The organism is Methylobacterium sp. Leaf91, from assembly GCF_001422815.1.
Classification (GTDB): Bacteria; Pseudomonadota; Alphaproteobacteria; order Rhizobiales; family Beijerinckiaceae; genus Methylobacterium.
In genome coordinates, this window is sequence record NZ_LMMP01000010.1 from 75,605 (window position 1) to 87,370 (window position 11,766).

The following is an 11,766-nucleotide window of genomic DNA, read 5'->3' on the forward strand; positions in this document are numbered from 1 at the left end:
GTCCTTCGCCACCGAGGCACGCCCCGATTCACGCCGAACCCGAGATGCGACCGATGACCCGAGCGGTTGGCAAGGAACCCGCCGTCGAAATCCAGGGCCTGAAGGTCACCTTCGGCGGCAAGGTCCGCGCGGTCGATGGGGTCGATCTCACCCTCGGCCGAGGCCAGGCCATCGCCCTCATCGGCGAGTCGGGATCGGGCAAGAGCGTGACCCTGCGCGCGATCATGCGCCTCAACCCCGAGCGCAAGACGGCGATCGAAGGCCGCATCCTCGTCGCCGGCCGCGACGTGATGGCCATGGGCAAGCGCGACCTGACGGCATTGCGCGGCCGCGAAGTCGCGATGATCTTCCAGGAGCCGCTGCTCGCCCTCGATCCGGTCTATACGGTGGGCCGCCAGATCATGGAGGCGATCCGCCAGCACGAGGGAATCGGCGCAGCCGAAGCGCGGGCCCGCGCGCTTCAACAGTTCGAACGGGTGCGCATCCCGAGCCCGGAGCGGCGACTCGACGCCTATCCGCACGAGATGTCGGGGGGTATGCGCCAGCGCGCGATGATCGCCCTCGCGCTCGCCTGCAATCCCAAGGTCCTCCTCGCCGACGAGCCGACGACGGCCCTCGACGCCACGGTGCAGATCCAGATCCTGCTTCTCCTGCGCGACCTGCAGGCGGAACTCGGACTGTCCACTCTCTTCGTCACCCACGATCTGGGTGCCGCCGTCGAAGTCGCCGACCGGATCGCGGTGATGTATGCCGGCCGCATCGTGGAGGAGGGCTCCGCTCGGCAAGTGGTGCTGAACCCGCATCATCCCTACACGATCGGCCTGCTGCGCAGCCGCGCCGACGGGGCGCTCGCCAAGGGCTCCCGGCTCCAGACCATCCCGGGAAGCCCGCCCGACCTCGCCAACCGCCAGCCGGGCTGCCCCTTCGCACCGCGCTGCTTCCTTGCCGAGGAACGCTGCCGCGTGGGCGACCCGCCGGTGGTCGAGGCCGGACCGGGCCATCGCGCCGCCTGCTGGAAGACCGACGAGGCGGCGCGGAGCTTCCAGGCTCAGCGGGCGGAGTTGGCGGACGCGTAGCCCCCCTCCCACGACCTCGCCCTGAAGTGCCGAAGCGAAGCACGGACGTTTTTCGAGGCCCCTTCGCGCGGCACCTTGGACTGAGGTTGAAGGTTGAAGAACCGCCCCCATTCCGCAGCGACTGCACCGAGACAACGGATAGGCATATGAGCACGACCCACAATCTCCGCGTCGACGGCGCGCGCCTGTGGTCCACGATCATGGAGACCGCCCGGTTCGGCGCCACCCCCGCCGGCGGAATCAACCGGCTGACCCTATCGCAGGAGGATGGCCAGGTCCGGGACTGGTTCCGGGATGCCTGCGAGGCGGCGGGCCTCGAAGTGGGTGTCGACGCGCTGGGTACGCAATTCGCCCTGCGGCGCGGACGCGACATGACGCGCCTGCCCGTCGCCTGCGGCTCGCATCTCGACACACAGCCCACGGGGGGCAAGTTCGACGGCATCCTCGGCACCCTGGCGGGGCTGGAGGTTATGCGCGCCCTCAACGATGCCGGCATCGAGACCGAGGCGCCCCTGCTTCTGGTCAACTGGACCAACGAGGAGGGCTCGCGCTACGCACCCGCCATGATGGCGTCCGCCGCCTATGCGGGCGAGTTCACGGTGGAGGACATCCATTCCCGTCGCGATGCCGCCGGCATCGAGGTGAGGCAGGCGCTGGAGGCCATCGGCTATCGCGGAGACGAGCCGGTGGGCGAGCGCAGGATCGGCGCTTTCGTAGAACTGCATATCGAGCAGGGTCCGATCCTGGAGGCCGAGGAGACCACCATCGGCGTGGTCGAGGGCGGGCAGGGGATCGCCTGGTTCGACGGCGTGGTGACGGGTTTCGAGAGCCATGCCGGCACGACACCGATGCTGCGCCGGCGCGACGCCCTCAACGGCTTCGCCGAGATCGCACTGGCCGTCGAGCGGATCGCCCATGCCCACGGTCCCACGGCGGTGGCGACGATCGGCGAGGCGGCGATCGGCGCGCCATCGCGCAACGTCATTCCCGGCCGCATCCGCTTCACCCTCGATGTGCGTGACCCGAAAGCCAAGACCCTCGATGTGGTCGAGAGTGAATTGCGAGCGGAACTCGACGCCATCGCCGGTCGGCGCAAGCTCACCATCGAGCTGACCCGGATCTGGCGCAAGGAGCCGGTGCCGTTCGATGCCGGAGTGGTGGGCGCCGTCGAGGCGGCGACCAAGGGTTTGGGCTTCAGCCATCGCCGCATGGTCTCGGGCGCCGGCCACGATGCCTGCAATATCGCCGCCCTCGCCCCGACGGCCATGATCTTCGTGCCCTGCCGAGACGGGATCAGCCACAACGAGGCGGAATCGGCGACCCAGGGCGATTGCACCGCTGGCGCCGACGTCCTGCTCCAGACCCTTCTCACCCTGGCCAATTCACCGGTTCGGGCTGGCTGAACCGGATTCGTCCGGGTTGATCGGCTAGAGCGCTCTCCGCCGAAGTGGATGCCGGTTCGGCGAAAAAGAGCGCGGCAAACAGAGGCTTAGAGATGTGTCCCGACCCAACGTGGTCGGGCCTATCCGGCGTCGAGCCCGGTCGAGCGGCCATCTCCCTCTCCCGCAGTGACAGGCATGCAATATGATGCTTTGCGCTGCCGAGGTGCGGGGCGGGGCCGGTTGTGGCCTCGCATACAGCCCCTTCATGGCGCAGCCGGAAGACCGCGGCGAAGTGAGGGAGATGCATGACAGAGACAATCTATGTGAATGCGACGAGCCCCCACAAAAGCAACTACAGGAAAATCCCTTTATCCCCTCTTCATTGGGTTGTGTTGCGCGCAAAAAACACGCAACGACATATTCTCCAAGCATATCCTGGAACAAATTCATTCCTGTAAGGCGGCATATTGGCCGAGGAGAAAGTAGCATGTCGCCACGGTCGCCGATGGATCCATCCGGACGGTCGGATGGCGCATCGCGCCGTGTCCCGTCTCGCCGCCTGCTGAAGCTCATGGACAACGCCACGGATATCGCTTTCTGGTCGGCCGATCTCGAAGAACTCGGCATCCATGGTTCGATCGGGCTTCACCGCGTTCTCGGCCTGCCCCCCTCCGTCGCCCTGAGCTTCGGCGTCGTCGAGGCCATGATGCATCCCGATGACCGGGCCGCGCATACGGACATGCTGACCGTTCTCCGCAATGGCCGGCCTCTCAAGCGCGAGTTCCGCATCATCCGGCCGGACCAGACACTGCGCTGGATTGCCAGCCATGCGGAGGTTGTGCATGGCCCCGGCAATCGCCCGAGCCAAGCCATCGGCGTCGTCGAGGATGTGACCGACCAGTACGACGCGAAACACTCCGCCGAACAAGGATACGATCGCTTCAAGGCCCTGCTCTCGGCTACCGCCGCCGTGGTCTGGATCGTCAGCCCCGACGGCAAGTCGATCGACATGCCGCTCTGGGAAGAGCTTACCGGACAGCGACACGAGCAGTTCCAGGGGCTTGGCTGGCTCGACGTGCTTCATTCCAACGACAGGGAGCGTACGAACTTCGCCTGGCGCACGGCCCTCAGCCACGACACGGCCTATAACACCGACTATCGGATCCTTTGTGTCGACGGGATCTATCGCTGGTTCAACGCCCGTGGCGTGCCGATTATGAACCGAGACGGCTCAGTGAAGGAATGGGTCGGCGTGTGCCTGAGCGTCCCAGGACAGAGCCGATTCCAGGCTGCTTCATCGACAACGGAAGTACGCGGCCCCGCGAGCGATATCGGTCGCGGCGGCGGGGAGATCACGTCCGCACAGGTTCGGGCCGCCCGCGGGATGACCGGCCTGTCGAAGGACGAGCTGGCTCGACGCGCGAGCGTTTCGGTTTCGACCATCGTCCGGATCGAAGACCCCGACGCCACGATCCGGCCGCGACGCGACACGATCCAGGCGGTGCGTCAGGTTCTCGAACAGGCCGGCGTCGTCTTCACCTTCGATCCAGGGCACAAACCCGGCGTGCGAGAGGCGTAAGGCTGGGCCTCGTCGAGTCTGATCTGTGTTTCCGGTTCACCGATATGGGGTCGAGACCACCTTCGCTCACGCGCCCGTGTCGCTGGAGACTGGCTGCCTAAACCGTTGCTTCAGCCGCTTGCCGAGTTCTCCCCTGCGCGCATACCAGGCTTGACGGATCGCGCGATCGAGCTCGGCAGGGGCGACCTCGTTGAGCTGATCCGCCAATGCCATCATGCGCTCGTCATCGGCAAAGGCGAGTTCGCTGCGAAAGAGCAGGATCAGCCCGCGAACGTGTCGTGGGTCGATATGAAGCAAGCGTGACAGGACCTGAGATGACTCACTGGCAGCGCCGTAGCGGAACAGCCGATCACCGGCTTCCACCATAAGGTTGAGATCCCCACCCGCCACATGTGCCACGGCGCGCCACGCGGCCAGGATGGATTCCTCGTCCCCTGTCGATTCGAGGGCCTTGGCAGCTAGCCGCCGAACCCTGCCCTGATTGTTCGTCATCAGCACGGAGATGTAAGAGCTGAGCCGATCCTCGTTCTTCTCTTCCTCGGCGAGACGGCCGAGAGTCTTCCAGGGCTCTTGCAACTCCGCATCCGTCTGGCAGGCGCGCAGGATCAGGTCGCCGCCGCGCTCGCGGTCCCCCTTGATGAGGGCGATTTCGCCGAAGAGCCATATGCCTATGGCGCTGTCCGCGTCCCGCCGGAACTCAGCCTCGGCGATCTCGGCCATGGCAGCGACATCCTGTAGTTTCATGGCGCGCCGAATCCGCACCGGAAGCGCTTCCTCGACCTGCGCTTCCAGTAGGGCGGGCGCGCCATTCTCGTCGATCAGCTTCGCCTCCAAACGGCGCGCCCGCTGGGCGAGGCGGATCGCCCGTTCGATCTCTTCCGGGCAAACCGTCATCATGAGAACCACCAGATCGGCCAAACGCTCGTTGTCGGAGAAGAGCAGTTCGCTGCGGTACAGCATCAGCAGGATGCGTCCATTGGTCGGATCGTCCGCAAAGGCTGCCTCGAAGATCAGTGCCGCATCCTCCCCCGCTCCCGCGCGGAGCAGGCGGTCTCCGGCCTCGATCTGGAGGTTCACATCACCCTGAGCCGCCACCGCGACCTGACGCCATGCTTCGACGGCCGCTTCGTCGGTGCCGGTCCGCTCGATGATCTTGGCGGCTATCCGCTTGATCCGGCCTTTACCGTTGGTCATCAGCACGCTGGCCAGGAGCTTGAGCCGCTCCTCGTCCTGTTCGTCTTCGGCGATTCGCGCCAACGCCTTCCACGGCTCCTCGAAAGAGGGGTTGGCCTGACAGGCACGTAGGATCAAGTCGATGCCACGTCGACGCTCTCCGCGCGACAGGGCGAGTTCCCCATACAGCCAGATCGCCGTTGTACTGTCCGGATCACCCTCCATCTCGGATGCGGCGATGGAGGCCACCATCGGCCAATCCTCGAGCTTCAGAGCGCGACGGATCCGTGCCAGCAAAGTCTCTGCGGCATCGACGTCGGGCCTGTTGAGGTCGACTAGCCTCATGTATTCGTGGATGGCCCGCTGAGCGTTAGAGTAGAGGACGATCTTGTCGCTCTGCACTACGCCGACGATGTCGCAGAATTCCCGAACCAGCGTGACGTTCGACGAGATGACGATGAAGCCGCTCGCGGCCGAGCGCTGCTTAACAACGCTGGCGAAACGGTCGGTGAACTCGGCCGTCTGCGGAATAATGTCCCCGTCAACGAAATACGTCTCGTAGGGCAGCCCATAAGACAGGGCATACCGGAAGGAGAGGGCGATATCGGCAGGCACCTGCTTGTAGGGCACGTCCATGAAAGCGTCGATATTGGCCACGAACGCGACGAACTTGATAAGGCTCGTCGGCTCGATCCGGTGCATCTTGGCGGCGAATACGCAGTTCCGCCTCAACGTGTGTTGCACCACGATTCCCGCCATACGGCCGACGGGGCTCGAAATCTCCGCCTCGCGCCGGACTTTGCCGATACTGGGCGCCCGCACCCCCATGATGAGGTCGCTGAAAGCACGGCGCTCGATCTTCGAAGCGCAGAGAATCCCGACACGCCGGTTCGTCGGGATGACCCCGGTGAGGCCGCACAGAACCGCGTGCGACCGCGACTGAAGCGACCTGAGCCAGACGTTCTCCAAGATCAGCATGAAACATCTCGTACGGAGAGCGATAGGCACCGTTTCACCGCACGTGTCGCCGGTCGCGCGCTCAATCCCGATCTCCCAATCCGAAATCTAAAACCGCGTCACGCGAGGAAGCAACATCATGCCTCGATCCAGCATGCGTCGACAGAGACCGAACCGAATTTCCCTGTCCGACCTTCCTTGGCGAACCAAGCCCCAATCCCGGCCCTGACGTCGATCCGGCGTGTTTGTCACGATCGACGGTCCTGCTGCAACGACATGGCCGGAATGAGGTCCCGCGATTGTCGGCTCTTGTCCAACAATCACGTGATCCGCTCGTTTTCCCGTCGCTATCGGCCCTGTCATATTCCCCGGGAACGGTCGCCGACGGGATGCGCCAGGGCCGAGAGGCCCGTACCGCTCATCCCTCCATCGAGAAAATCGAGAAAGGCCGGCGTATCCACGGTCCAGCTGTCCATGGCGCCGAGATGCGGCTCCAACCAGCCTCGATAGCGGTGTCCCATCACGAGGCTAAGCCGGGCGAAGTTCAGGCGCAGGAAGTAAGTGCCGTCCTGCACCGGCACCATCTCCGTAATCTGCGCTCCCGATTGCGCGAAGAGGATATGCGCCAAGCCCGCACCATGGGGAGCGACGATCCGCGTCGCCGACGATACGGTGAAAACCTGCTGCCACAGCGGCATGGTTCCTAGGGTGATGCCCGCGTATTCTCGCTTCGCGATCTGCGCCTCGAGTTCGGCCTCGTTCCTCATGACGCGCCGGCCCGAGTCGCGGCGAGAGATGTAGATCGCGTCGCAAGCACTCACCATCTCCCGAGCGGCGATGGCCCTGGCGGCCTGCTTCACCCGTTCGATGACCGGCGCCACCTGGTCCCAATAGGTGAAGCCCTGCATGCCGCTGCGGGCGATCAGCAATCGCTCCACGAAGACCGCTTCCCCCACACCGACCACCGCGTGGGAGAGGCCGGCCAATTGCAGCGTCTCCCTCTCGAAGGAAGGGGCCTGGTCGCTGAGGAGGACTGCCGCCTCCGGCGCCCCGTCCTCGAGCATCCAGGAGAAGAGCGGGAGACGGTCCACCAGCCAATGATAGATGCCGCGTGTGGCCTTGATGGCGAAGAAACCCGTCGTGATACGGGGGGCGTCCTGGCGCGACAGGCTGGGGATGGGAGCCCCCTTCGAGACGATGACGCTGCCGTCCTCCTTCCAGATCTGGCCGTTCCGGTCCACGAACACATCCCGGTATTCGATGATTTCGGGCGGCTTCGCCCGGGCGGCCTTTTGTCGGAAACTCTCGATATCGGCCGCGATCCGCACCGCGTGTCGCGGCGGGGTGCGCTCGCTCGACACGATCTCGACGGTGCCCTGAACCTGTCGCCCGGACCCGGAGAACGGAAAACGAATCGCTGTCGACATCGCCATTGCGGCGCTGGCCGTGGCACCGGGAGCAGGGGGGCTGGCCTTCGCCATGGCCGCCTTGATCTCGGACCGCAGGGCCGGATCCTTGGTATGGGGGAGAAACGATTTCGCCTGCTGCGCAAATCGCGGCTCGGCCATCATCGATGCGTCGGCCAGGAAGACCGCCCAGGCGGACGACGCCTCGCCGATCAGCAGGAACCTCTGGCTCACCGCATAACGGTCTCGCTTCGGCCATTCCGCACGAAGGGACTCCTTCTCGGCCCAACGAAGCGCCTCCACGTCCCGCATCTCACCGGCGGCGCGAATGAACATGCCCATCATCGAGGGGCTGTTCTTGAGCCGGTTCGCCTTACGCGCCCGCGTCAGGATCGTCGTCCAATCGCCGCGTTCGAAAGCCGCCTCGAAATCCCGGTACTTGAACCCACGTCCTCCGAGGACGGTCCAACGCCAGACGCGTCTCAGCAGATGACGACCACTTTCCATGATTGGCCGAAACATAGCGATCGATCACATCCTTTGTCGTTCAACTACGGCACCGCCTCTTCAGGTTGAAGAAGGAAAAGACCGGGGTCTTGCGGGCGGGGATCGCCGGACGGACGCTCCCATGTCAATCCAGTTCGTCCAAAGCGACGGATCGGCCATCCACAGCTGGCCTACAAACGAGCCGCTGCCCTGCAACAGGACACCTTCGCATCTGCGAAGGCGTGTGATAGTGCCACTATGCTGATTAACTTAGGAGCTTTACGCATGATTGCACGTTCCAAATTTCCTATTTTCCTTGCCATCGCCGCCCTGGCCGTCCCCGTCGCTCTCGCCACTCCGGCCTCCGCCAAGGGCAACAAGATCATCTCGATGATCGACACCGACAATGACGACACGATCGACCTGAAGGAAGTCCAGGCCGTCGCAAGCGCCAAGTTCGACGCCCTCGAAGGCGATAAGGACGGCACCCTCGACGCCAAGGAACTGAAGGGCCGCGGCGGCAAGAAGGTGATCGCCGAAGCCGATCCGGACAAGGACGGCACCCTCGACAAGAAAGAATATCTCGCTCTCGTCGAGTCCCGCTTCAAGGCGGCCGATCCGGACAACGACGGCACCCTCGATGCCGCCGAGCTGAAGACCCCGGCCGGCAAGGCCTTGGTGAAGCTGCTCAAGTAAGCACGCGGCTCACCCTCGCGACGAGCCGCTAGCCAAGTCTTACGGCGTCGATAGAACGACCAGACCCCATGCACCGGCTCGAACCGGCGCATGGGGTTTTTGTCTTGCCGTTCCGGAACCGCAGGCAGCTTGGGCCATCTGCCGCCGGAACGATCCCGTCAGGCCATCGACCCGGTACCACGAAGCGACCCAAGCGGGTCGAGCACCTATGCTACCGGCGAATCACTCGGCGTTTTCGAGCCTATCGCGGACGACTCACGTTGCCGGAACTCCCCGAATCGAAAGAGACAGGGTGCGAAAAAGCCCAACCCTCGTCCGCTGAACGCGCAGAAATGCACGAATTCCTGTGCGCTGCAGCACCTTGGTGCACAGAGACTTGTTTAAGGGCGAAAGATCCCTAGATACAACGACATCATGACAGCGTCGTATCGTGACTTTCCAGAAGTCATGGGGCGGATCGGAAGGAACTGGGGCACGGATCGTGTTCCGGAACCGAAGAAACGTTCGCGCGGCGGATTTCAATCCGGTCCCATCGGGCGTGCGCCCGCCAGAGACGCAGAACCCTGCGAGTACGTTTTACATGAATCAGCTCGTTCGCCTGTCACAGATCGGCGATGCAGACGCCATTGCCGAGCCATCGGCTGAACTGCGTGTCCCCTTCGCGCAGTCGGGTGCCTTCGTGTGTAAGTTCATCATCGGCGAGCCTAACGATCGCGCGGTGTGCTGTGGAGCGCCTGCGCCGGATGGCAAAAGCTGGTGTGCCTTCCACCGTCGTATCGTGTTCGAGCCGGCCCGCCCCGGGCGGCTTCGCTAACGCGCCACTCATTCCGCGTAGATCTCAGGCCTCGCTGGCATTCCCGGCGGGGCTTTTTGCGTGAGCGTCACCGGACGCGCCCATACGCAGCGAAAATCTCAGCGACCTAGTTTGGTCAGGGATCAATCCTCGGGATCGTCCTGATCCTCTGGCTCGCGGAGGGTCTCCAGGGGCCGTCCGCGAAGAGTACGAAGATCGCTGCCACGGACGACGAGATATCCCGCTTCCCGTGCCTGGCGCAGACGGGCCGCTCGGTAATCCGTCACTCCGTCCTCCCTACGGTGATAGACAGGAGCCTCGTCCGAGACATAGCCGTAGCGATAGGCTGGCGCCTCCTCCCGTGACGGCTGAAAGGCCCGGACGGTCCAGGCACGGTCTGCTGTGGATCGGTGGGTGGGAGCGCGGACGGCCGTGCGTCGGATCGGCTGGCGGTCGGCGGGAGCGATGCGGCGCGCGACCTTGGGTGCAGATGCCTTCCTGCTCACTTGCCGATGAGCCACCGCGTCGCGACGGCTGCCGGCAACCTGTCTCGCGCGAGTCGGCGCGTTCCCCTTACGAACCTCCTGCGGCTTACCCTCCTCGCGGGCGGCGACAGGCGAGGGAGTGGCCTTACGATCGGGCGGGTCGGTCCATGCTCGCCCGGCGGGAGGGGGCGAAGCATCCTGAGCGAGAGCGGGATCGACCGGGGACATGGCCCAGATCGCCAACAGGCCGAGCGCTGCAACGATCGTCGAAACCCGATGGATCCGCACTGGCATCGACGTTCTCCAGGCTGGTGCCGAGAGATCGGACGCATATCGGCGATCCACCTCTGCACGCGCCGCCCGGCAATCGGAAGCGGACAGCGGCGAGAGCTTAACGAAAGCTTACGATGGCGTCCACGATGCTATGTTAACCGACCGCCGATGGGGACATCGACCTATGCAGGGCGGCGCGGCGGCGTCACTGCGCCCGACCTGTCGCGTGGCCATGGTCGGCCCTACGCTGTGCAAACGGAGCATGGCCGCCCGCACCATGCCCACCGCGACCGGTTGCCGTCCGGGGTCTGCCGACACACATGGCTAACGACTCGAAAGCGAAGGCGTCGCCGCTCCAGCGATCGTCCTCGGCTACGGTCGGCCGGGATTTTCCCTGTATCGCTCCACAATCACCCCGGCGTGGAGAGGAGAAACGCCATGAGACGATTCCTGTCGGTCCTCGCCCTGCTGGGCAGCGTCGCGCCAGTCCTCGCACAGGCCCCGGCCCCCGCCACGCAGAATGCCGCGCCGCAGACCTATGAGAGCAAGGTCGTCAACGGGAAGGGTGAACCGATCGGTACTGCCACGATCCGCGACGGAGCGAGCGCGCTGGTGCTACGCTTGGCGATCCAGCCCGGTGGGCTGCCTCCCGGCTGGCACGGCATCCACTTCCACGCCGTGGCGGATTGCTCGGACATGGAGAAATTCGAGAAGTCGAAGGCCCATGTGAACCACGACCAGAGCAAGCACGGCCTGCTCAATCCGGAAGGACCGGATGAGGGTGACCTGCCGAACGTCTATGCCAATGCCGATGGCTCGGTGAATGCCGAGGTCTCGAGCGAGACGCCACTCACGGGCGAAGGCGGCCTCAAGGATGCCGACGGCTCGGCATTGATCATCCACGCCAATGAGGACGACCATACGAGCCAGCCCATCGGTGGCGCCGGCGCCCGCATCGCCTGTTCGGTGATCAAGTAACCCGCCATCGCATCCCCGGCCCGATGCCGGGAGGGGATGCGAGCGCAGAGGGCGACATCACGATCGCCGCGACCGCGGGGCCGTGATGTCCGCCCTGGTTCAGTAACGGTCGGTCAGCGTTGGGCCTTGCCGATGCTGACGAGCTTGGCGCCGGCCCGTGCCTTCTGCTCGGGCAGGGTAGCCTGAACGGTGCGGACGATGCTGTCGGCGTCGAGGCCGGCCTCGGCGTACATGGTGTCGGGGCTGTTGTGGTCCTGGTAGGTGTCCGGCAGCGTCAGCGTCCGTACCCGTACCCGGCCCGCATCGAGCGCGCCCTTCTCCGACAGGAGATGCAGCACCATAGCCCCGAAACCGCCGACCGAGCCCTCTTCCAGGGTGATCAGAACCTCGTGGCTCGCCGCCAGATCCAGGATCATCGCCTCGTCGAGCGGCTTGGCGAAGCGCGCATCCGCCACCGTCACGGCGATCCCCGCCGTCTCGAG

The 11,766-nt window shown here is 64.8% G+C and carries 10 protein-coding genes; 6 read left to right on the top strand and 4 right to left on the bottom strand.

The annotated features are described in order from the left end of the window. Window positions 1-53: 53 nt before the first annotated feature. From ASF32_RS10100 to ASF32_RS10110, 3 genes are all read left to right on the top strand, one after another. Entirely contained in the window at window positions 54-1,076 is a 1,023-nt protein-coding gene (locus ASF32_RS10100) for an ABC transporter ATP-binding protein (protein WP_056427301.1), read from the top strand. A 146-nt stretch (window positions 1,077-1,222) separates the two neighbouring features. Beyond that, entirely contained in the window at window positions 1,223-2,479 is a 1,257-nt protein-coding gene (locus tag ASF32_RS10105) for a Zn-dependent hydrolase (RefSeq protein ID WP_056427306.1), read from the top strand. Between the two features lie 244 nt (window positions 2,480-2,723). After that, window positions 2,724-4,037, top strand: coding sequence for a PAS domain-containing protein (locus tag ASF32_RS10110; RefSeq protein ID WP_244478001.1), 1,314 nt, complete (start codon window positions 2,724-2,726; stop codon window positions 4,035-4,037). 66 nt (window positions 4,038-4,103) lie between these two features. Here the strand turns inward: ASF32_RS10110 and ASF32_RS10115 are convergent, their stop codons facing one another. Next, the gene (locus ASF32_RS10115; protein ID WP_056427312.1) at window positions 4,104-6,188 is read right to left on the bottom strand and encodes a hypothetical protein; all 2,085 of its coding nucleotides are present in this window, start codon (window positions 6,186-6,188) and stop codon (window positions 4,104-4,106) included. A gap of 338 nt (window positions 6,189-6,526) precedes the next feature. Next, window positions 6,527-8,080 (bottom strand): glycosyltransferase family 61 protein, encoded by a 1,554-nt coding sequence (locus tag ASF32_RS10120; RefSeq protein WP_244478002.1) that lies wholly within the window; start codon window positions 8,078-8,080, stop codon window positions 6,527-6,529. Window positions 8,081-8,344: 264 nt separating this feature from the next. On the opposite strand from ASF32_RS10120, the gene ASF32_RS10125 reads away from it, so the two are divergent. After that, window positions 8,345-8,755 carry a histidine kinase gene (locus tag ASF32_RS10125; RefSeq protein ID WP_056427317.1) on the top strand — a complete coding sequence of 137 codons (411 nt, stop codon included), beginning with the start codon at window positions 8,345-8,347 and terminating at the stop codon, window positions 8,753-8,755. Window positions 8,756-9,335: 580 nt separating this feature from the next. After that, window positions 9,336-9,569, top strand: coding sequence for a GcrA family cell cycle regulator (locus tag ASF32_RS24470; protein WP_018043414.1), 234 nt, complete (start codon window positions 9,336-9,338; stop codon window positions 9,567-9,569). A 122-nt stretch (window positions 9,570-9,691) separates the two neighbouring features. Here the strand turns inward: ASF32_RS24470 and ASF32_RS10130 are convergent, their stop codons facing one another. Further along, entirely contained in the window at window positions 9,692-10,327 is a 636-nt protein-coding gene (locus tag ASF32_RS10130; protein WP_056427322.1) for a hypothetical protein, read from the bottom strand. A gap of 417 nt (window positions 10,328-10,744) precedes the next feature. Here ASF32_RS10130 and ASF32_RS10135 point away from each other — a divergent pair, with 417 nt between their 5' ends. Next, window positions 10,745-11,284, top strand: a complete 540-nt coding sequence (locus tag ASF32_RS10135; RefSeq protein ID WP_056427325.1) for a superoxide dismutase family protein — start codon at window positions 10,745-10,747, stop codon at window positions 11,282-11,284. 113 nt (window positions 11,285-11,397) lie between these two features. On the opposite strand, the gene ASF32_RS10140 is transcribed toward ASF32_RS10135, so the two are convergent. Then, the coding region (locus ASF32_RS10140; protein ID WP_280136552.1) for a transketolase C-terminal domain-containing protein at window positions 11,398-11,766 on the bottom strand (369 nt) is incomplete at its 5' end.